Raw genomic sequence first — 21,591 nt, 5'->3', positions numbered from 1 at the left:
TATTCTTGACCCGTTCTAGGTTGCGCACTGTGTTGCGGACGCTGGTCGCTTTGGCCGGCGTCCTTCTGTTGCCGGCCTGCGGAGAAGGGCGGCAATCGGTGCTGAATCCGTCGGGGCGCGATGCCCTGTTGCTGTATGATCTGGCACTGGTGATGTTTGTCGGCGCGCTGGTGCTGTGGCTGCTGGTGGGTGGGCTGTTTGTCTATGTGACACGGATCAACCCGCGCGAGATGTCGCGCGGACTGGCCGAGGGGCTGATCGTCGGCGGGGGCGTGTTGTTTCCCGTCGTGTTGCTGGGCGGGTTGCTGGTGTACAGCCTGCCGCTGATGCAGGCCCCGCGTGAAGCGGGCGAGGGGATGCGCGTGCACATCACCGCCGAACAATGGTGGTGGCGGGTGGAATACGAGTTGCCCGATGGCAGCCGTGTGACATCGGCCAATGAATTGCGCCTGCCCGTGGGGCAGCGCACCGGGCTGGTCCTGAACGCGCACCGGGTGATCCATGCGTTTTGGGTGCCAGCCCTTGGCGGCAAGGCCGACATGATCCCGGGCCGCGAGACCTATCTGTCGTTCCTGCCCGAAAGTGCGGGCACCTATCGCGGCCAATGCGCCGAATTCTGCGGCGCGTCCCATGCGCTGATGGCCTTTGAAACCGTGGTGATGGAGCCGGAGGATTTCGAGGCATGGCTGGCCGCCGAAGCACGCGACGCCACGCCGCCCCAGACCCAGGAGGCCACGCGCGGCGCGCAGGTTTTTGCCCGCGAAGGCTGCGGCAGCTGCCACACGGTGCGCGGCACGCAGGCCGTGGGACAGGTGGGACCGGACCTGACCCACATGGGCAGCCGCGTGTCGTTGGGGGCCGGTATCCTTGGCGTCACGCCGCCCGATTTTGCCAACTGGATCGCCCACACCGAGACCCTCAAACCCGAGGTTGCCATGCCCAGCTATGACCACCTGTCGCCCGACGACCTGACGGCGCTTGCCGCCTATCTGGGAGGGTTGCAATGACACGCCCCGCCCCGCTGCCCGTGGCCGAAGGGCCCTATCCCCCGACCGAGGAAATGCTGAACGCGCCAGTGCCGCCCGAGGAACAGGAGCGCGGCAAGGCAGAACTGCGCGCCGCGTGGAAAACGCCGGAAGGGTGGCGCTATTTCTCGGCGGTGAACAACACCGAGGTGGGCGTCTGGTACGCGCTGACCGCCTTCGGCTTTATGTTGCTTGCGGGGCTTCTGGCCCTGGCGATGCGGGTGCAACTGGCCTTTCCCGGCATGACCTTCCTGGATGCGGACCGGTTCAACCAGTTCTTTACCATGCACGGCTCGGCGATGATGTTCCTGTTCGCCGTCCCGATGTTCGAGGCGATCAGCATCCTGTTGCTGCCTGCTTTCCTTGGTGCACGCGACATGCCGTTTCCACGGCTCTCGGCCTATGGCTACTGGTGTTTCCTGATCGGCGGCTGTTTCGTCCTGGGCTCGCTGCTGTTCGACGCCGGGCCAAAGGCGGGGTGGTTCATGTATCCGCCGCTGGCCACCGAAGAGGAAGGCGTCGGCCCCGACATCTGGCTGCTGGGTCTGTCATTCATCGAGGTTGCCAGCATCGCCGCCGCGGTCGAGTTGATCGTGGGCGCTTTGAAATGCCGCCCGCCGGGGATGCGCGTGAACATCATGCCGCTGTATGCGTGGTATGTGATGGTCGTGGGCGGGATGATCCTGTTTGCCTTTCCGCCGCTGATCGCGGGCGATTTCCTGTTCGAATTGCAACGCTCGTTCGACTGGCCGTTCTTTGACCCCGAACGCGGGGGCGATCCGATCCTGTGGCAACACCTGTTCTGGATCTTCGGGCACCCCGAAGTCTACATCGTCTTTCTGCCCTCCATCGCCATCGCTGCGATGATCGTGCCGACCGTCGCGCGGCGGCCGATCGTGGGCTATTCGTGGATCGTGCTGTCGGCGGTGGGCACCGGGTTCCTCAGCTTTGGGCTGTGGGTGCACCATATGTTCACCACAGGGCTGCCGCAGATGTCTTTGGCTTTCTTTTCCGCAGCTTCCGAGGCGGTGGTGATCCCCACGGGTATCCAGCTGTTTGCCTTTATCGCCACGCTGATGGTCGGACGGGTCAGGATGAGCCTGCCGATGCTGTGGATTGCCGGGGCGCTTGCGATCTTTGTGGCGGGCGGGCTGACGGGGGTGATGCTGGCCATCGTGCCGTTCAACTGGGCGGCACATGACACCTATTTCGTCGTCGCACACCTTCACTATACACTGTTTGGTGGCATGGTGTTTCCGGTGATCGCGGGGGTCTATTACTTCTACCCGTTCTTCGCGAAAAAGCTGTTGTCGGAACGGCTGGGCCGCTGGTCTTTCTGGCTGATCTTCACCGGTTTCAACGTGACCTTCCTGCCGATGCACCTGACCGGTCTGATGGGGATGCCACGGCGCGTGTTCACCTATCCCGAAAGTTCGGGCTGGGGGACGCTGAACCTGGTTTCGACGATCGGGGCCTTTGTCGTGGCCGCAGGCTTTGCCGTATTCGTCTATGACCTGCTGCGGCCCAAATCGCGGCAGGGGCAAATTCCGCGCAACCCGTGGGACGCCGGTACTTTGGAATTTTCCCACGACGTTCCCGAAGAAGCCTGGGGCGTGCGGTCGGTGCCCTATATCACGTCGCGCTATCCGCTGTGGGACCAGCCAAAACTGGTCGAACGTATGGACGCGGGTCGCTATTACCTGCCCGACGCGCCGGACCACCAGCGCGAGACGGTCGTCACCTCGGTGATCGATGCCAAGCCGATCTATGTGCAACGCGTCACCGGCCCTGCGTGGATCACGATCTGGGCTGCGATCTTTACCGGGGGTGCGTTCATCTTTCCGACGTTCCACATCTACAAGCCCGCGATTGTCTGCGGCGCATTTGCCATTGTCTGTGTGCTCTACTGGTTGTGGACCAGCACCGCCCGCCCGCCCAGGGATGAAATGCGCGAGGCGGGATTGGGCCTGCGCCTGCCGACCTATACGTCTGGACCGGATGCCGTGGGCTGGTGGGGCATGTGGATCACCATGCTGGGCGACGCGACCGCCTTTGCCAGTATCGTGTTTGGGTTCTTCTTTTACTGGACGGCCCGCCCCGATTTTCTGCCCGCCGGTACCGACCATGCCATCGGCACGTGGGTTGCGGCAGCGGCGCTGTTGGGGGTGCTGGCCTGGGCCGCGACCCTGCTGGCCCGCGAAGTCAACCGGCGCGGCAACGTGATGCTGGCGCGGCTGGCACTGGGGCTGGCTCCGCTGAGTGCGGCGGCTGCGGCCGCGACCGCGTGGCTTGCGGTGCGCGATCTGGACCCGGTGTCGCATGTTTACCCCGCGATCCTGTGGGCGCTGATGGTCTGGTTGGTGGTGCACCTGTGCGCGGGGATCGTCATGCAATGCTATTGCCTGGCGGGCAGCCTCTTTGGCAAGGTCACGCCGCGCCATGATGCGGACCTGCGCAATGTCACGCTGTACTGGCATTTCATGGCGCTGAAAGTGCTGGTCACGGCCGCGCTGCTGGGGCTGGTGCCGGGGTGGTTGCCATGACCGAGATCACAGAGAACGAGGATGCCCACGAATTCCGCTCCGAGGCGGTCAGCCTGTGGCGGATCACCTTTGCCCCGCTGATCTGGGCAGTGCATTTCGCAGCATGTTACGGTGCGACGGCCTTGGTCTGTGCCAAGGACGGCGCGGTGGACGGTTTGCGGCTGGGCATCGGGATCGGCACGGGCGTGGCGCTTGTCGCGATTGTGTGGCTGGGCTGGCAGGCCTGGCAACAGTGGGACCTGGTGCGCGACCGGGATTGGGAAAACGATCAGGGCACCGGCGAGGATCGCCACCAGTTTCTGGGCCATGCTGCGTTTCTTTTGGCAGTGATTTCGTTCATCGGGGTCAGCTATGTCGCCCTGCCTGCGCTGCTGATCGGCACCTGCCGGTGAGGCCCTTGCTGGGATACGCAGGCCTGCTGGTTCTGGCCGTGCTGTGGGTGCTGCCGTTGGGGGGCTGGGCAGGGGCCGATTTTCCGCATCACATGCTGCGGCACATGGGGCTGGTGGCCATCGTCACACCGCTGCTGGTCCTGGGCTTTCCCAACGCCACGCGCCCCTTTGCCCTGTCGCCGCTGGTCGGGGCGGCGGTCGAGTTTGTGGTCGTCTGGGGGTGGCACCTGCCGGGGCTGCACGGCTGGGCCGACGGTGGTGGCGTGGGGCTGGTGTTCGAGCAGGGCAGTTTCGCCATTGCCGGTCTGCTGGTCTGGGCCGGTGCCCTGCGCGCCGAACAACCGTTGGCTGGGGCAGGGGGACTGTTGCTGACCTCGATGCATATGACCTTGCTGGGGGCGCTGATCATACTGGCGCCGCGCGATCTGTATGCGGAGATCTGCGGACGGGCGCCGGATCTGGATGCGCAGCAACTGGGCGGGCTTTTGATGCTGGGCATCGGGACGCCGGTCTATCTGGTGGCGGGGCTGGCGCTGGTGGCGCGGGCATTGGATGACAAGAGGGAGTTGGCATGAAACGGGTTTTTCAGACTTTGGCGGCATTGGCGGTCTGTGGCGTGATCGCCGCCGCTGCGGTCGTGGGCTTTGGCTTGTACAACGTGTCGGCACGGCAGGGGCATTTGCCCGGTGTCGAATGGGTCCTGCACACCACGTTCAAACAATCGGTGCGCCTGCGTGCGCCGGACGCCAGTGAGGTTCCCGACGACCTCAACCACGCCGACCGCGTCCAGCTGGGCGCGCTGCATTTCCAGGGGGCTTGTGCCTTTTGCCATTCGGTGCCCGGTCAGCCGCGCAGCGCCACGGCACAGGCGATGAACCCGCCGCCGCCCCACATCTCCGAGGCGGCGGCAAAATGGGAGCCGCAGCACATGTTCTGGATCGTGGAACAGGGTGTAAAGATGAGCGGAATGCCCCATTGGCCGGCAGACGGACGCGGCGACGAGATCTGGTCGGTTGTCGCCTATCTGAACGCGGTGCCGGATATGACGGCGCAGGACCAGACCGCGTTGACCGGGGACGGGTCGGGGGCGGCCCGGTGCTCGGCCTGTCATGGCGAGGGCGGCAAAAGCACCAACAGCTATGTGCCGCGACTGGACATTCTGACAGCTGACCAGATCACGCAGGCGTTGATCCAGTACCGCGACGGAACACGCCCCAGCGGTATCATGCAAGAGGCGGCAGCGCGGCTGACCAACGGGCAGATCGACCGTATCGCGGGACGGTATGGCGCGGCACAGCCGGTCAGCGACCCAGCCGCCGCCACGCCACAAACCGATCACGCGGGCGCGCAGCTGGCCATGCGCGGCACCGACGCCGTCCCTGCGTGCACGCAATGCCATGGCCCCGGACGGGCAGCGGACGCGCCGATTGCGCCAGTGTTGGCGGGGCAAAGCCGCGCCTATCTGGAAAGCCAGCTGAAGCTGTGGCGCGACGGCCATCGCGGCGGCGGGGTGCGCGCCAACCTGATGACCAAGGCCGCCCAAGACCTGAGCGACGCCGAGATCACGGCGCTGGCTGAGTGGTTCGCGGGCCTGGATCCCGCCGCCGACACGCAGTGACCGCCCCGGCGTGGTGGCCTCAGGCGTTCCCAAGCCGCAAGATGCGGCAAAACGGCTGGCCGGGTTCGGCATATGCGCCGCTGTCCCTATCAACAAAGCACGCTTGACCGAGGATCAAAAAAGATGACTTATATTTAGAATATGATCAAAAGTCAGATAACCCTCAAACAACTCGAAGCCTTTGTCGGCGTCGTTGACTTGGGGTCGTTTCGCAAAGCGGCATCCGTGCTCGGAACCACGCAGCCAAACATTTCAAACCGGATTTCGACGCTGGAAGAGACCCTGGGCGTCATCCTTCTGCACCGCGACGCAGGCTCTGTCAGGCAAACGGAAAAGGGCGAAGCGTTGTTGGCGATTGCCCACCAGATCCTGTGGAACGCCGAGGCTTTTCTGGAGGCAGCGGAACGGCAGGATCTTGTCGATGACCGTCTGCGCCTGGGCGTCACCGAACTGATTGCCTGTACCTGGCTGCACAGGTTTCTGCGGCGGTTCAGGGAAGTCTATCCGTCGGTCAGCGTCGAGCTTGAAGTTGGCCTGACCGGCGAGATTGAGAAAAAGCTTGCGACAGGCCAGATTGACCTGGCCTTGCAGACGGGATCATTCGACCGTGAAGCGGGCAGAACAATACACCTGCGAACCTACCCATACATCTGGGTTGCCGCGCCTGCCCTGGCCCAGGCCAACGGAACCAACCGATCGATGGTCAATCTTTTGAAAGGGCCGGTCCTGACCCATGGAAGGAACACGGTGGCCTCGAAAGAACTGGCACGATACGCCGAGGCGAAAAGGCTTGCGATGAACCAGGTTGTCTATTCAAGCAGCCTTGCCTCCAGTGTCCAGATGACGGTCGACGGGATGGGCTTTGCACTTTTGCCTGCGGCTCTGGTGCGCGATCAATTGCAATCCCGAAGCCTTGTCCAGATCGATATCGAATGGCTCCCGAGTCCGCTGGAATTCTATGCGCGCTTCAATCCCAAGCGTGTCCCCCGGTTTGTCGAAGTCGCCGCAGGGTTCGCCGCCGAGATCGCAAATTCCGGAAATTGATAGATTAATAAAATCTATCACCCTTAGAAAAATTAACAATTAGACCTGATCATCTCGGCGTGTAGGCTGACCTTGGGCTTATGCGCCCACCTGGCCCAACGCGGTCGGGCTTTGTTCTGTCCTGCAAGCCAAAGAGAACCGAGATGAAATCAGCACAAAACAGACTTGGCGTCGATATTGGCGGTACATTCACCGACATTGTGCTGGAAACCGACAGCGGACAGTTTTCGACAAAGGTTCTGACCACATATGCAGCCCCCGAGAATGCCATCATCGACGGCATGAAGCAGGTCTGCGAGAAAGCCGGCATATCGCCGGGCGACATCGGTCAGATCATCCATGGCACCACACTGGCGACCAACGCGCTGATTGAGCGGCGTGGTGCAAAAACCGCGCTGATCACGACCCAGGGGTTTCGCGACGTGATCGAAATGCGCACCGAAAGCCGGTTCGAACAATATGACCTGAACCTGGTACTTCCCGAACCTCTTTTGCCCCGCCAGATGCGCTTTACCCTGCCGGAACGGGTGAATGCGCGTGGCGAGATCATGATCCCGCTGGCGCGGGAGGCGGTCGAGGCGGTTGTCGATCAAATCGCCAAGGCCGGTTTCGAAAGCGTGGCCGTGGGCCTTATCCATTCCTACCTGAACCCCGCCCACGAACGCATGATCCGCGAGGTTCTGTCAGAACGCCTGCCCGACGTTGCGGTGTCGATCTCTTCCGAGGTTTCTCCGCAGATGCGCGAATACGAACGCTTCAACACGGTCGTGGCCAACGCTTATATCAAGCCGCTGATGGCCTCTTATCTGGGGCGTCTCGAAAGCAGGCTGCGCGACGAGGGCGTGGATTGCCGCATTTTCCTGATGCACTCCGGCGGTGGCATCATCTCGATCCAGAACGCGGCCGATTTCCCGGTGCGGCTTGTCGAAAGCGGCCCCGCTGGCGGCGCGGTTTTTGCGGCGCATATCGCGGCGCGCTATGGACTGGACAAGGTGCTCAGCTTTGACATGGGCGGCACCACGGCCAAGATTTGCCTGATCAAGGACCAGACGCCGAAAACCAGCCGCGTGTTCGAGGTTGCGCGGACCTACCGGTTCAAGAAGGGGTCCGGCATGCCGATTTCGATCCCCGTGATCGATATGGTCGAAATCGGCGCCGGCGGCGGATCACTGGCCCATGTGGACAGCATGCGGCAAATTCGCGTCGGACCAGAAAGCGCAGGGTCCGAGCCGGGGCCTGCCTGTTACGGACGCGGTGGCGCCCGCCCGGCGGTCACCGATGCCGACCTGATGTTGGGCAAGCTGGACCCGGATAATTTTGCGGGTGGCTCGATCCAGCTGCATGCCGCGCAATCGCGCGATGCGCTGGATGCCCATATCGGCAAGACGCTGGAGATGGACGCCGTCGAGGCCGCCTTTGGAGTGGCAGAGATGGTGGACGAGAACATGGCCAACGCGGCCCGTGTTCATGCGGTTGAGAACGGTGAGGATCTGTCCGAATACACGATGATTGCCTTTGGCGGCGCGGCACCGCTGCATGCGGGGCGCTTGTGCGAAAAGCTGGGCGTTGAACGCCTGATCGTGCCGCCGGGTGCGGGGGTCGGATCTGCCATCGGCTTTCTGCGCGCGCCCTTCAGCTTCGAGGCCAACCGCTCGGTCTACATGCGGCTGAGCGATTTTGACGACGCACTGATCCGCGAACTGCTGGGTGAACTGCGGGACGAAGCCACCGGGTTCGTGCGGACCTGTGATGAAGTCAGCCCGATCCTGGCAGAGTTCAAGGTCTATATGCGCTATTCCGGTCAGGGCTGGGAAATCCCCATCACATTGACCGAACCGCAGGCCATGGCCCCTGACGCGGACACTTTCCTTGCACGGTTCGAGGAGGAATACACCAAGCTTTTCGGGCGCACCGTCGCAGGTATGGACGTCGAGATCACAGTCTGGTCGGTCAACGCCACGACACCGCCCGAAGATGTTGCCCGCGTGACCGTCACAGACGCGAAAGCCGCGGCCAAGACGCAAGGCACCCGCGACGTGTTTGACGCGGCTGCGGGCAGTTTCGCAAAAGCCAACGTGGTCGAACGCGCCGATCTGGCGGACGGGCACTTTGTTCAAGGTCCGGCCGCGATGACGGAGGACGAAACCACGATCATCATCCCGTCCAGCCGCTTCGCGATCAGGCAGCCCGACGGATGTATCGATATTGTCACCGGGGTCGCCAACGCCACGACCGCCCGGAAAGGAGCCTGAAAATGGAAACCAGACAGTCCAGAGTCTCTTTCCAGGTCATGTGGAACCGGCTGGTGTCGGTGGTCGAGGAACAGGCGCAAGCGCTTGTGCGCACCGCGTTTTCCACATCGGTGCGCGAAGCGGGTGATTTGTCCGCCGGTGTCTATGACACCCAAGGCCGGATGCTGGCGCAGGCCGTGACCGGCACGCCCGGTCACGTCAATGCCATGGCTGACGCGGTGGCGCATTTCATCCGCCGCATCGGGCGTCAGAATATGTTCGAAGGCGATGTCTACATCACCAATGATCCGTGGGAGGGCACAGGCCACCTGCACGATATAACCATGGTCACACCGTCGTTTCACAACGGCGTGCTGGTCGGCTTTTTCGCCTGCACCGCGCATATCGTGGACATTGGCGGGCGCGGTTTTGGGGCCGATGCCGCCAGCGTTTACGAAGAAGGGCTCTATATCCCGATCATGAAGTTCGCAGAGCGCGGAGAGGTCGACGAAACCCTGATCCGCATCGTGCGCGGGAACGTGCGCGAACCGGACCAGTTGATTGGCGACATGTATGCCCTCGCGACCTGCAACGAGATTGGCCATCGCCGTTTGATCGAGATGATGACGGAATTCAATTTGTCCGATCTGGACGAGGTTGCAGAGTTCATCCTGGAAAATTCCCGCCGTGCCACGCTGGAAAAAATCGCCGCGCTTCCGCAGATGTCGGCCGAGGGCGAGATGACCGTTGACGGGTTCGATGTGCCGATCACGCTGAAGGTAAAGGTCACCGTTCACGAGGACCGGATCGTTTCGGATTTCGCGGGGACCAGCGCCCTTGACAAGAAGGGCATCAACTGCCCGCTGGTCTATACCAAGGCCTATGCCTGCTATGCACTGAAGGTCGCCATCGCGCCCGAGATACCGAACAATCACGCGTCGCTTGCGCCGTTCGAAATCGCCGCGCCGGAAAACACCATCGTCAATGCCTTGCATCCTGCGCCTGTCGCATTGCGTCACATCATCGGGCATTTCGTGCCGGACGCGGTGTTCAACGCGTTCGACAAGATTGTACCGGGCGTTGTTCCCGCTGAAGGGGCGGGGTGTCTTTGCAATTTCCAGGTTTCGCTGCGCCCGCGCCGCGATGCGCCCGCTCCGGCCCATGCGCGCCGCTCCGAGGTGTTGACCTTCAATTCCGGCGGCTCTGGCGCGCGGCCCGAGTTCGACGGGCTGAACGCAACGGCATTTCCGTCGGGCGTGATGACCATGCCCATCGAGGCCACGGAACACGCGGGTCCGGTGATTATCTGGCGCAAGGAATTGCGTCCCGACAGCGGTGGGGCGGGCCGCACGCGCGGCGGCCTGGGCCAGTACATGGAGGTCGGCGCGATGGAGGGGCACGAGTTTGACATCCAGGCGATGTTCGACCGTGGCGCGCATCCGGCGCGTGGAAGTCGGGGCGGCCTGGACGGCGCGCCCACCACCATCGCGCAGGACGACGGCACGCCGATGCGGGTAAAGGGCAAGCAATTCGTGCCGCACGGACGCAAGGTGGTCATGGCCTTCCCCGGCGGCGCTGGCTACGGCGACCCGAAAGCACGCGACAAGGCATTGGTCCGGACCGATCTGGCGCGCGGCTATATCTCTGCGGACTCCGCGATGCGCGACTACGGTCTGAGTGAAACCGAGATCAAGGCCGTGCAGGACACCGTCAGCAAAGGAGAAATCGTTTGATCCGATGCAGCTAGAGGTCAAAACATTCACCGCTGCCCGATGCGCCGGAGACAGGCAGGTTGGTTACTGGGCCAACCTTGCCGGCACCTTGGCTGATAAGGTCGTGGCTCCTGCATGCAAAAACCGGCTGACGATCGACTTGGAACGCGGTCCCAAGGACGGCTTCAGCCTTCTCAGCCCGGACCGCGCCGGTTCGACCGGTTCAAACGATACCCACGTCGCCGCCGATTCCGACACCCTTTCGCGGGTGCTGAAATCCGGCCCCATTGCCGCCGTTTCTGGCAACGCCAATGACCTGTCACCGCATCCGAACAAACGCGCATCAAGGTCATGTTCCGGGCCGCGTCTTTTATTGCACAACTCAGGGCATTCGAAACCCGTAACGTCCGAATTTGTCGAAACTCGGCATGAATAACTTGCCCGTTCTAGTGTCATCAGCAATCCTTGAACTGATGGCATTCGTCCGGGCACCAAAAGACCGAAGAACCGCAGCACTGGATGCATCACGCGGTCGGTACAAAACTGGGCAAGGAGTCTGCAAAGCAGAACGGGCCCTCAACTTGGAGGACTATTTATGAACTATCTCAAGACCCTGGGGGCTGCGGTGGTCGCCGCAGTGACATTCGGAAATATTGCGACAGCGGAAACCACTTGGGTGATGGCGTCCGGCTATCCTGACGACAGTTTCTTCACACAAAACATCCGAACCTTTATCGAAGAAGTCGAAGCCGCCAGTGATGGCGAGCTGAAGATTGACCTGCGCTCGAACGGTGAGCTGATCAAGCTGGACGCGATCCGCCGCGCGGTTCAGGCGGGACAAATTCAGTTGGGCGAAATCCGCTTTGGCGTCTATGGCAACGAAAGCCCGATGTTCACGCTGGACAGCTTGCCCAATGTCGCCGGGAACTACGATGATGCCTGGAAACTGATGGAAGCGCAAAAGCCTTGGTTTGATAAGGTCTTTGGTGATGCGGGCATGCAGGTCATCTCTTATGCGCCCTGGCCGGGTCAGGGGTTCTATACAAAGTTCGACGTAACCGACGGCAGCCAGTTCGAAGGCGTGAAGCTGCGGATTTATTCGCCCGCGACACAGCGCATGGGCGAACTGCTGGGGTTCCAGGCCACCATCCTGCCCTTTGCCGAAGTGCCACAGGCATTTTCCACGGGCCTGATCGAGGCTTTGTTTACCTCTGGTCAGACCGGCACGGATATTCAGGCGTGGGACTATGTTTCGAACTTTACCTACACGGGTTCGATGCACAACAAGAACGCGATCATCATCAGTGAGCGTGCGCTGAGCGCGCTTTCGCCAGAGCTGCAGGAGGCCATCATTGCCGCAGGCGAACGGGCGACCGAACGCGCGTGGGAGCTGAGCAAGGAAGCGACCGAAACCAAGCGGCAGGAACTGATCGATGCCGGCATGGTGGTCACTGACGCCTCGCCGGAACTGCAAGCCAAACTCGAGGAGATCGGCAAGGCAATGGTCGAAGAGTGGAGCGCATCCGCTTCGCCGGAAGAGGTCGAGGTTCTGAACAACTACCTGGCAGCAAAGAACTGACGACAGGTTGACTTTGGCCCGTGGCGCTGTCCTTGCGCCACGGGCCAAAGCATAACGAGGAGCGACAAAATGCTACGAAAGTCGATCAGGCAACTCGGAACCATTTGCGGGTATCTTGCGGGGGTGTTTCTTGCCGGTATTGCGGTTGCGACACTTGCCCAGATCAGCGCGCGACAGCTTGGCATCCCGATTGATACGACCGAACTTTCCGGCTTTTTCCTCGCCGCTTCCACCTTTCTCGCCCTGGCCTACACCTTTGTAAACGGGGGGCACGTGCGGATCGAACTTGTGTCGCAATTCGCGCCGGAACGGTTGCGTCTGGCGATCGAGATCTGGGCCTGCGCTGCGGCGATCCTTATCGTCGGCTATGCCTCTTGGCATATGACGGCATTTACCATTCAGACCTACACGTTCGGCGATCTCAGCCCCGGATTGATGGCGGTGCCACTCTGGATACCGCAATCGGCTGTATCCTTTGGACTGATCGTCATGTTGCTATCGATACTGGAGCAGTTCGCGGTCGTTCTGACCGGGCGTCGTGGCGCCTATGAAATCAACACAGACAGCACGGCGGAATAGTCAATGGACCCGATCCTCCTCGCAACCCTGGTTCTCGCTGTCAGCTTGCTGTTGTTGCTGACATCCGGGATTTGGATCGCGCTCTCCCTGATGGCCGCTGGATTGATAACATTCGTGTTCTTCGTGCCTCTCGATGCCGGATCGATCATGGCCTCGACGATGTGGGACGCAAGCTGGAACTGGGCGCTGACTGCGCTTCCGCTTTTCGTCTGGATGGGCGAGATCCTGATGCGGTCCGGCCTTTCATCCAACTTGTTCCGGGGCCTTTCGCCATGGGTCGCCTGGCTGCCCGGTGGATTGATGCATATCAATGTCATCGGTTGCGGCGTCATGGCGGCAGTGTCCGGGTCCTCTGCTGTCACTGCGGCAACGGTCGGCCGCATGAGCATTCCTGAACTCAAGGCGCGGAACTATGACAGCAAAATGATGATAGGATCGCTCGCGGGTTCCGGGACCTTTGGTCTGCTGATCCCCCCGTCGATCATCATGATCGTCTACGGTGTTGTGGCCCAACAATCGGTTGCGCGTCTTTTCATCGCGGGGATTTTGCCGGGTCTCATGTTGATCGTGCTTTTCTCGTCGTACATCGTCGTCTGGTCCCTGTTGAATCCCGACAAGCGCGGCGACCTTCCCGAGAAGATGAGCTTTGCCAACAAAATTCGTGCGTCTCGGGATCTGTTGCCCGTGGTTGCCCTGATCTTCGCGATTGTCGGGTCGATTTATGGGGGACTGGCCACCCCGACCGAAGCGGCGACCATCGGGATTTTCGGGGCGCTGGCTCTGGCGATGCTGAACGGAACGCTCAATCGCAAGATGTTTGTCGACAGCCTTCTTGCAGCGACCCGCATCTCTTGCATGATCGCCTTTATCATTGCCTGTGCCGCCGTATTGTCGATTGCGGTCGGCTTTGCGAACATCCCCCGTGCCGCGGCCGAATGGGTGCAGAACATGGCGCTTAGCCCGGGTGCGCTGATCCTGGTCCTGACGGTGTTCTTCCTGATCCTGGGATGTTTCCTGGAAGGAATCTCGATACTGGTTCTGTCAAGCGCCGTGGTGCTGCCGATGATCGAGGCCGCGGGCATCGATCCGATATGGTTCGGCATATACGCCGTGATCGTCATCGAATGCGCGCAGATCACGCCGCCCGTTGGCTTTAACCTGATCGTGCTGAAATCCATGACAGGGCGCGGCATCGGCGAGGTCGCCAAAGCGACATTTCCTTTCCTGGCCCTGCTGTTGCTGGCCATCGTCCTGATCTACCTGTTCCCCTCCATCGTGACCTTCCTGCCAAGCTTGATGTACGGGTGAACGGCATGTTTGCTGCCTGACGTAATCGTCCGGGCGGTCTGGCTGTATGCCCGGTTTCTGCTCGCTCGGCGGAGGACCGAGGATCTGTTGGCCGAAGGCAGTATCTTCGTCTTGCATCAGCCCTGCCAGAGCGTGCGCCGGGAAAAGTCGGCCCTGTGCGCCGTCACGTGCGAGGTCGACGTGGCGGCTGCCGGTTTTGTGCAACAAGGCCCTTTACCCCCCGAAATGACACATATGTGAAATTTGCAAACGTCCTGAAGGTGGGTTGTCGGAAGGCATATCGCCTCCTAAGGTGAAGACTGACTAACCGGTTAGTCAGCACCGGACGAAGGGAGATCGTCCGGCACATGGGAGGAAATCATGAAAGTTTTCATCGCGGCCTTGGCCGTTGCCTTATCTGCGAGCTTTGCACAGGCTGCGGATTACCCCGAGCGCACGATTTCGATCGTTGTGCCCTATTCCGCCGGCGGTGTGACCGATGCCTATGCCCGCCAAATGCTGCCAAAGTTGCAAGAGCGTCTGGGGCAAACGGTTATCGTAGAGAACAAGCCCGGCTCGGGTTCTTTGGTTGGCGCCATGGATGTGGCGCGTTCCGAACCTGATGGCTACCGCATCCTGATGACGGCCTATGGCGTGATCTCCAACGAAGTTTTGATGACGAACACGCCTTTCGAACTGGCAGATCTGTCACCGGTCTACATGCTGGGCCGTGGCTCGAACATGCTGATGATGCGGCCCGACTACCCGCTGGATACGATCCAGGAGATTACCGATTGGGCCAAGGCACACCCCGGCGAGTTGAAGCTCACCTGATGTATCCGGCGATCCTGATGTTCATCGTGATGGGTGTGCTGACGACCTATAACGACGAAATCCAGGTCTGGGTTGTCTTGCTGACAGGGGCCTTCGGCTACCTCCTGCGGTTTTTGGGGTTTCAGGCCGCACCGTTGATCCTTGGCTTTGTGCTGGGGCCGATGATGGAAGAGCATTTCCGCCGGACCCTGCTGCTGAGCGGGGGCGATTTCACCGCCTTTGTCTCAAGCGGCATATCCCAGGTCTGTCTGGGGGTTTCTGCAGCGCTGCTGCTGTACGGGTTCGTCATGACCTGTCGAAACCGGTCTCAAAAATCGGTGCAGGGTTCGGTTTGATGCCAAATTTCCGAGAAGCCCCCGCGTGGCGGCATATGACAGAATACACACTTGTGAAAGTGTAGTTCACATTTGGGTATTACTTTGACAGCGGGCTGTTCCGCTGGCGAAATGAAGACGCGAACGGAGTGGAGGCTGTTCGTCTTGAGGAGGAGTTTTCCATGAACGGTTTGATGCAGAACAGTCCGCTGTTGATTTCGGGGCTTTTGGACCATGCGAGCCGTTTTCACGCGGACGTCGAGGTGGTGACCAAGACCTGCGAGGGGCCGATTGTGCGCCATACCTACGAAACGATCGCAGTGCGGGCAAAGAAGCTGGCGCAGGCGTTGAAATCGCTTGGTGTGCAACCTGGTGACCGGGTGGCGACGCTGGCGTGGAACACGCACCGCCATCTTGAACTGTACTTTGCCGTATCCGGCATCGGTGCGGTGCTGCACACCGTCAACCCGCGCCTGTTTCCCGAACAGATCGACTATATCGTGAACCACGCAGGGGCGAAGGTTCTGATGTTCGACATCACCTTTGCGCAACTGGTGTCCGACCTGCGTCCGGGGCTGGTCCATGCCGATACGCTGATCGCCATGACCGACGCGGATCACATGGGCGACATGCCCGCGGGCAGCCTGTGTTACGAGACACTCGTCGCGGCGGAAACCGCGGATTTTGACTGGCCGGTGTTCGACGAAAACACCGCGTCGGGCCTGTGCTATACCTCTGGCACGACGGGCAATCCCAAGGGGGTTCTTTATTCGAACCGCTCGACTGTTCTGCACGCAATGATGCTGTGCCAGATGGACGGGCTGCAACTGTCCAGCCGGGACAGCACCCTGCTGTGCGTGCCGCTGTTTCATGTGAACGCGTGGGGGGTGCCATATGGCTCTGCGCTATGTGGCGCCAAGCTGGTGATGCCGGGGCCGAACCTCGACGGGCAAAGCCTTTATGACCTGGCGCGGGACGAAGGGTGCACATTTTCCTTGGGGGTTCCGACGGTCTGGCTGGGCTTTCTTGACCACATCGAAAAGACAGGCGTTGATCCAAAGGCCGACCTGAAGCTGAAGCGGCTGGTGGTCGGCGGATCCGCCGCGCCGCGCACCTTGATGCGGCGGCTGCGCGACGTGGGGATCTACGGGCTTCAGGCCTGGGGGATGAGCGAGACGGGTCCGGTTGCCACGGTCGCCAACGCATTGCCCCAACATGACGATCAGGATGACGACGCCCGGCTGGATCTTCAGTGCATGGGCGGACGTCCGGTCTATGGCGTGCAATTGCGCCACGTGGACGATGCAGGTCAGGTACAGCCGCGCGACGGACAGGCGCCGGGCGAACTGCAGGTGCGCGGACCGTGGATCACCTCGGGGTATTTCCGGCACCAGGCCGAGGTTCTGGATTCCGATGGCTGGTTTTCGACCGGTGACATCGCGACCGTTGACGCGAACGGCTATGTGCGGATCACAGACCGGGCCAAGGATGTGATCAAATCCGGGGGCGAATGGATCTCGTCGCTGGATCTGGAAGATGCGGCAATGATGCATCCACAGGTGGCTGAAGCTGCGGTGATCGGGGTGCCACATCCCAAATGGCAGGAACGCCCGCTGATGGTCATCGTGTCGAAATCCGACCTCCCTCCGGACGTGCAGGATCTGCGCCGGTTCCTGGAGGATCGCGTGGCCAAGTGGTGGTTGCCCGATGACATCGTGTTTGTCGACAGCCTGCCGCACACGGCCACTGGAAAATTGCAAAAAGTTGAGTTGCGCAAGCAATTCGCCAATCACGTTCTGCCCGAACATGCCTGAGGGCAACGGGCAGACAGGTCGAAAGGACCAGCGATGACAGGTTTGATCTTGAACGATGATGACGGTGATCTTGCGCTGTTGCGCGACAGCGTGGCGGGTTTTGCACAGCGTCACGACGGCCCGGCGACCCTGCGCGCCCGGCGGGCGTCTGGCGCGGATCTTGACCGGACGTCCTGGGCCGCGATGGCAGAGGCGGGGTGGCTGGGTCTGATGCTGCCCGAAGAGCTGGGCGGCGCCGGACTGGGGTACGCCGAACAGTCCATCCTGTGCGAAGCTTTGGGGCAGGCGCTGGTCACCGAACCGCTGGCACAGCTCAGCGTTCTGTCCGGTGCACTGATTGCAGCCGCGGAGCCGGGTGCCGAACGACAGCGGCTGGCCGATGGCCTGATGTCAGGGGCGGCGATTGTCGCACCAGCCTGGCAAGGGGCAGACGGCGGTGCAGGCCCCATAGCCGCGCGCAGCACTTCAAATGGTATCACGCTGTCGGGCCGCATCTCGTATGTTTCGGCGGCACAATCCGCCACCGACTTTCTGGTTCTGGCCGCAGAGGAGGGGCAAACCCTTTTGCTGAGCGTGCCCGCAAATGCGGACGGGCTGACGGTCGCGGCGCATGCCACGTTGGACGGAAGCCAGTTGGCGACGCTGTCCCTTGATCAGGTCACCGTCCCGACGCAGGCCGTGCTGTGCCGTGCGGATGCTGCGGACGCGGCGCTGGAACAGGCGATTGCAGCCGCCCGCCTGGCCATTTCAGCAGAGCTGGTCGGCATCGGCACGCGCGCCATCGAGGACACGATTGCCTATACCAAGGACCGCGTGCAGTTCGGCCGGCCGATTGCCGGATTTCAGGTGGTCCAGCACCGGCTGGTGGACATGTGGGCCGACGCCGAATTTGCGGCGGCATCGGTGTCTCATGCGGTCGAGATGCAGGCCGAGGGCGAAAGCCTGGAGCGCGATCTTGCTGTTCTCGCGGCCAAGGCGCGCGCCGGTGATGCGGCGGTGACAATCACCCGACGTGCCCTGCATCTGTACGGTGCCATGGGCTTTACCGACGATTGCGACATCGGCCTGTACATGAAACGCGCCGTCGCGCTCAACGCAACTCTTGGCCAGCCCGAAACGCTGCGCCTTCAATTTGTGGCGCGTGAACGCGCCGCGGCATGAAAGGAAACCACCCATGGAAAACAATCTGATCAAGGTTAAGATCGAAGATCACGTTGCGCTGATCACGATGGCCGCCGCCCCCGTCAACGCCCAGTCCCGCGCCTTTGTCGAAGAGCTGACAGCCGTGTTCGACGAGCTGAACGAGACACCGGGCGTGCGGGCCATCGTGCTGACCGGCGAAGGCAAATGCTTTTCCGCCGGCGCCGACATCAAGTCGCGCGGCAAGATCGCAGACGGCGCGCCCGGCGACACCTATCGCCACCTGCGCCGCACGCGTGAGATCGGCTTTGTCATCATGGAGATGAATATCCCGGTGATCGCCGCTGTGAACGGTCCCGCGCTGGGGGCTGGCATGGGGTTAGCGATCTGCTCGGACATCATCGTGTGTTCGACCAAGGCCGTGTTCGGCCTGCCCGAGATCGACATTGGCCTGATGGGTGGCGTGCGTCACACGATGCGGGTGTTCCCCATCGGTCTGACCCGTCGCATGGTGCTGACCGGCTGGCGCTGCCCTGCGGAAGAGCTGTGGCGTCGCGGCCTGATCGAGGCCTGTGTCGAGCCTGAGGAACTGCTGCCGACCGCGATGGAAATGGCCAGGACCATGGCCTCCAAGTCGCCCAAGGCGATCCAATTGGCCAAGCGTGCGCTGAATACGGTCGAAACCATGGGGCTGAAAGACGGCTACCGGTTCGAGCAGAACCTGACGGTTGAAATGACCCGCCACCCGCACAGCAAGGAAGCGATGGCCGCCTTCCTTGAAAAACGACCCGCCGTTTTCAAGGACGAACTGTGATGTCTGAACAACAGGACTGGAATGCGCTCAGCGACGACCAGTTCCGCGCTGTTTTCCGCAGCTGGGTCGAGGCAAATTGCCCCGCCCACCTGCGCTTTATGCGCAAGCAGCGGCCGGTGTTCGACGAGGTATCCGAGTGGTATCACAAACTGGCTGACAAGGGCTGGCTCTCGCCCTTGTGGCCACAGGAATACGGCGGCATGGGACTCGATGCAGCCAAGCATATTGTCTATGTCGAGGAATGGGCCCGGCTGGGGTGCCCACGCATCCCGGACCACGGGATCGGATTGACCGGCCCGCTGCTGATCCAATACGGCACGCAGGCGCAAAAGGATTTCTTCCTACCCCGGATTCTCAGCGGTGAACATGTCTGGTGCCAGGGCTATTCGGAACCTAACGCGGGGTCTGATCTGGCGTCGCTGCGCACATCGGCACGGCGTGACGGGGATGATTTCATCGTCAATGGCCAGAAGATCTGGACCACGCTGGCGCATTGCGCGAACTGGATCCTTCTGCTGGTGCGGACCAGCACGGACGAGGCCAAGCGTCAAAAGGGCATCACCGTTCTGCTGGTGGATATGACCACTGCGGGGTGCACCGTGCGGCCCATCCCCAACCTGCGGAACGAAGCGGACTTCTGCGAAGTGTTCTTTGACAACGTGCGCGTGCCTGCCGCGAATGTCGTGGGTGAGATCGATCAGGGCTGGGCGCTGGCCAAGGCGGTTCTGGGTCACGAACGGATCTTTCTGGGCGCGCCGTCCCGGCCTGAATATGCCATCAAACGGCTTGAACGTCTGGCGCAGGATCGCGGTGCATTCGACGACCCTGGCTTCGTCGCGCGCTACGCCAAACTGCGACTGGACCTGTATGATCTGAGTGCCGCCTTTGAACGTTTTGCCCGCGTCCTTCGGGCGGGGGGCGTTCTGGGCGCCGATGTTTCCGTGCTCAAGATTTTTTGCAGCGAACTGTACCAGCGGATCACCGAAGAGATGCTGACCGTTGCAGGCGAAGAGGCCCGGTTGTGGGACGATCTTCACACCGGCGCGGGCGATGTAGACGCGATGAACCTTTATCTCGACAGCCGTGCACCGACGATCTTTGGCGGTTCGAACGAGATTCAAAAGGGTGTTCTGGCAAAAGGAGTGCTCGGCCTGCCCAGCTCGTTCTGACAGGCCCGGGAGGAGGGCGAACTATGACGACAGAATATGCGCTGGAAGCACGTGGGCTTGGGCGGAAGTTTGGCGCCTTTTGGGCGGTGAAGGATGTTGATCTCAAGGTCAGGCGCGGGTCCATCCACGCCATGATCGGTCCGAACGGGGCGGGTAAAACCACCTGTTTCAACCTGCTGACCAAGACGCTGCAACCCAGCACCGGCAGTATCATCCTGAACGGCGAGGACATCTCGCGCTTGCGCACCAGCGACGTGGCGACACAAGGGATGGCGCGCTCGTTCCAGATATCGGCCACCTTCACCCAGATGACGGCGCTGGAAAACGTGCGCGTGGCATTGCAGGCCGGAAAGGGTACGGCCTACCGGTTCTGGCGGCCGCTCGGGTCCATTGCCCACCTGAACACGCGTGCGATGGAATTGCTGGAAAATGTCGGCTTGCAGGACAGTGCGGGCGTCGCGGCCTCGGACCTGTCCTATGGCAAGAAACGCGCGCTTGAGATTGCGACGACACTGGCGCTGGACCCGCAGGTGATGCTGCTGGACGAGCCAACCGCCGGAATGGGGCACGAGGACATCGAGCCCATCACCGAGCTGATCCGCAAGGTGTCGGTCGGGCGCACCGTTCTGATCGTCGAACACAATCTGTCGGTTGTGTCGTCGCTGTCCGACCGGATCACTGTGTTGCAGGCGGGCCAGATCCTGACCGAAGGCAACTATGCCGAAGTTTCATCCGATGAACGTGTGATCGCCGCATATATGGGAGGTGTCGAAGATGCCCTTTGATGCCAGAACCGACCCGCTGTTGAAGGTCGAAAACCTGCGTGCCTGGTATGGGGACAGCCAGGCGCTGCATGATGTGTCGTTCGATGTGGCCCAGGGCGAACTGGTCACGCTGATCGGGCGGAACGGAGCGGGCAAGTCCACGACATTGCGTTCGATCATGGGCATCGTGCGCAATCGCAAGGGTTCGATCCTGTTCGAAGGACAGGAACTGATGGGCAAACGCACCTATCAGATCGCCCGCAAGGGCATCGCATGGTGTCCCGAGGAACGCGGGATTTTCGCGGACCTTTCTGTGCGCGAGAACCTGACGCTTCCCCCGATCCTGAAACCGGGCGGGATGTCGGACGCCACGCTGCTGGAGACATTCCCCAACCTGAAAGCCCGTGCCACCAGCCGGGGCACGCAGCTGTCGGGCGGCGAGCAACAGATGCTGGCCATTGCGCGCATCCTGCGCAACGGCTGCCGGTTCCTGCTGCTGGACGAACCCAGCGAAGGTCTCGCCCCGGTCGTCGTCAAGGAAATTGGCCGCCAGATCAGGCTGTTGAAAGAGCAGGGCTATACCATCCTGCTGGTCGAACAGAACCTGAATTTCGCCCGTTCGGTGGCCGACCGCCACGTCGTGATCGAAAACGGCGCGGTCGTGGACACGCTGACGAACGATGAACTTGCGGTCGATCTTGACCGCGTCAAAACCTATTTGGGAGTCTGACC

20 protein-coding genes are annotated in these 21,591 nt (G+C 61.5%); all 20 read left to right on the top strand.

Annotation, left to right across the window (positions count from 1 at the left end; translation table 11 throughout):
• Positions 1 to 5 precede the first annotated feature (5 nt).
• The 20 genes from BUC08_RS18340 to BUC08_RS18240 all read left to right on the top strand — a co-directional run bounded on the left by BUC08_RS18340 (position 6) and on the right by BUC08_RS18240 (position 21,589).
• Positions 6 to 1,007, top strand: a complete 1,002-nt coding sequence (locus BUC08_RS18340; RefSeq protein WP_143186778.1) for a cytochrome c oxidase subunit II — start codon at positions 6 to 8, stop codon at positions 1,005 to 1,007.
• On the top strand, positions 1,004 to 3,568 hold the full coding sequence (ctaD, locus tag BUC08_RS18335; RefSeq protein ID WP_037927431.1) for a cytochrome c oxidase subunit I: 2,565 nt from the start codon (positions 1,004 to 1,006) through the stop codon (positions 3,566 to 3,568). Before BUC08_RS18340 ends, ctaD begins: the two co-directional genes overlap by 4 nt.
• Complete coding sequence (locus tag BUC08_RS18330; RefSeq protein ID WP_037927433.1) at positions 3,565 to 3,960, top strand: hypothetical protein; 396 nt, start codon at positions 3,565 to 3,567, stop codon at positions 3,958 to 3,960. Before ctaD ends, BUC08_RS18330 begins: the two co-directional genes overlap by 4 nt.
• Positions 3,957 to 4,535: a cytochrome c oxidase assembly protein gene (locus BUC08_RS18325; protein WP_037927436.1), complete on the top strand. Its 579-nt coding sequence runs from the start codon at positions 3,957 to 3,959 to the stop codon at positions 4,533 to 4,535. The genes BUC08_RS18330 and BUC08_RS18325 overlap by 4 nt, the downstream gene beginning before the upstream one ends.
• A complete protein-coding gene (locus BUC08_RS18320; RefSeq protein ID WP_037927439.1) occupies positions 4,532 to 5,578 on the top strand; it encodes a c-type cytochrome in 1,047 nt (348 codons plus the stop codon). Before BUC08_RS18325 ends, BUC08_RS18320 begins: the two co-directional genes overlap by 4 nt.
• A 141-nt stretch (positions 5,579 to 5,719) precedes the next feature.
• Entirely contained in the window at positions 5,720 to 6,622 is a 903-nt protein-coding gene (locus BUC08_RS18315; RefSeq protein WP_037927442.1) for a LysR family transcriptional regulator, read from the top strand.
• Positions 6,623 to 6,765: 143 nt separating this feature from the next.
• The gene (locus tag BUC08_RS18310) at positions 6,766 to 8,874 is read left to right on the top strand and encodes a hydantoinase/oxoprolinase family protein (protein WP_051694465.1); all 2,109 of its coding nucleotides are present in this window, start codon (positions 6,766 to 6,768) and stop codon (positions 8,872 to 8,874) included.
• A 2-nt stretch (positions 8,875 to 8,876) separates the two neighbouring features.
• A complete protein-coding gene (locus BUC08_RS18305) occupies positions 8,877 to 10,586 on the top strand; it encodes a hydantoinase B/oxoprolinase family protein (RefSeq protein ID WP_037927445.1) in 1,710 nt (569 codons plus the stop codon).
• A 4-nt stretch (positions 10,587 to 10,590) separates the two neighbouring features.
• Positions 10,591 to 11,001, top strand: coding sequence for a hypothetical protein (locus BUC08_RS18300; RefSeq protein WP_037927448.1), 411 nt, complete (start codon positions 10,591 to 10,593; stop codon positions 10,999 to 11,001).
• A gap of 159 nt (positions 11,002 to 11,160) precedes the next feature.
• On the top strand, positions 11,161 to 12,144 hold the full coding sequence (locus BUC08_RS18295) for a TRAP transporter substrate-binding protein (protein WP_037927450.1): 984 nt from the start codon (positions 11,161 to 11,163) through the stop codon (positions 12,142 to 12,144).
• Positions 12,145 to 12,213: 69 nt separating this feature from the next.
• Positions 12,214 to 12,723, top strand: a complete 510-nt coding sequence (locus BUC08_RS18290; protein WP_073194342.1) for a TRAP transporter small permease — start codon at positions 12,214 to 12,216, stop codon at positions 12,721 to 12,723.
• A 3-nt stretch (positions 12,724 to 12,726) separates the two neighbouring features.
• Positions 12,727 to 14,031 (top strand): TRAP transporter large permease, encoded by a 1,305-nt coding sequence (locus BUC08_RS18285; protein ID WP_037927453.1) that lies wholly within the window; start codon positions 12,727 to 12,729, stop codon positions 14,029 to 14,031.
• 360 nt (positions 14,032 to 14,391) lie between these two features.
• Positions 14,392 to 14,844 carry a Bug family tripartite tricarboxylate transporter substrate binding protein gene (locus BUC08_RS18275; protein WP_051694471.1) on the top strand — a complete coding sequence of 151 codons (453 nt, stop codon included), beginning with the start codon at positions 14,392 to 14,394 and terminating at the stop codon, positions 14,842 to 14,844.
• On the top strand, positions 14,844 to 15,179 hold the full coding sequence (locus BUC08_RS18270) for a tripartite tricarboxylate transporter permease (RefSeq protein WP_037927459.1): 336 nt from the start codon (positions 14,844 to 14,846) through the stop codon (positions 15,177 to 15,179). Before BUC08_RS18275 ends, BUC08_RS18270 begins: the two co-directional genes overlap by 1 nt.
• Positions 15,180 to 15,340: 161 nt before the next feature.
• Positions 15,341 to 16,972, top strand: a complete 1,632-nt coding sequence (locus BUC08_RS18265) for a long-chain fatty acid--CoA ligase (protein WP_037927462.1) — start codon at positions 15,341 to 15,343, stop codon at positions 16,970 to 16,972.
• A 33-nt stretch (positions 16,973 to 17,005) separates the two neighbouring features.
• A complete protein-coding gene (locus tag BUC08_RS18260; RefSeq protein WP_037927465.1) occupies positions 17,006 to 18,133 on the top strand; it encodes an acyl-CoA dehydrogenase family protein in 1,128 nt (375 codons plus the stop codon).
• 13 nt (positions 18,134 to 18,146) lie between these two features.
• Complete coding sequence (locus tag BUC08_RS18255) at positions 18,147 to 18,926, top strand: enoyl-CoA hydratase/isomerase family protein (protein ID WP_037927468.1); 780 nt, start codon at positions 18,147 to 18,149, stop codon at positions 18,924 to 18,926.
• Complete coding sequence (locus tag BUC08_RS18250) at positions 18,926 to 20,095, top strand: acyl-CoA dehydrogenase family protein (protein WP_037927471.1); 1,170 nt, start codon at positions 18,926 to 18,928, stop codon at positions 20,093 to 20,095. The genes BUC08_RS18255 and BUC08_RS18250 overlap by 1 nt, the downstream gene beginning before the upstream one ends.
• A 23-nt stretch (positions 20,096 to 20,118) precedes the next feature.
• On the top strand, positions 20,119 to 20,880 hold the full coding sequence (locus BUC08_RS18245; protein WP_037927473.1) for an ABC transporter ATP-binding protein: 762 nt from the start codon (positions 20,119 to 20,121) through the stop codon (positions 20,878 to 20,880).
• Positions 20,870 to 21,589, top strand: coding sequence for an ABC transporter ATP-binding protein (locus tag BUC08_RS18240; RefSeq protein WP_037927477.1), 720 nt, complete (start codon positions 20,870 to 20,872; stop codon positions 21,587 to 21,589). Before BUC08_RS18245 ends, BUC08_RS18240 begins: the two co-directional genes overlap by 11 nt.
• Positions 21,590 to 21,591: the final 2 nt, after the last annotated feature.

The sequence above is a fragment of the Pseudosulfitobacter pseudonitzschiae genome, assembly GCF_900129395.1.
Lineage (GTDB): Bacteria > Pseudomonadota > Alphaproteobacteria > Rhodobacterales > Rhodobacteraceae > Pseudosulfitobacter > Pseudosulfitobacter pseudonitzschiae.
This window is presented reverse-complemented; position numbering and strand designations above follow the sequence as displayed.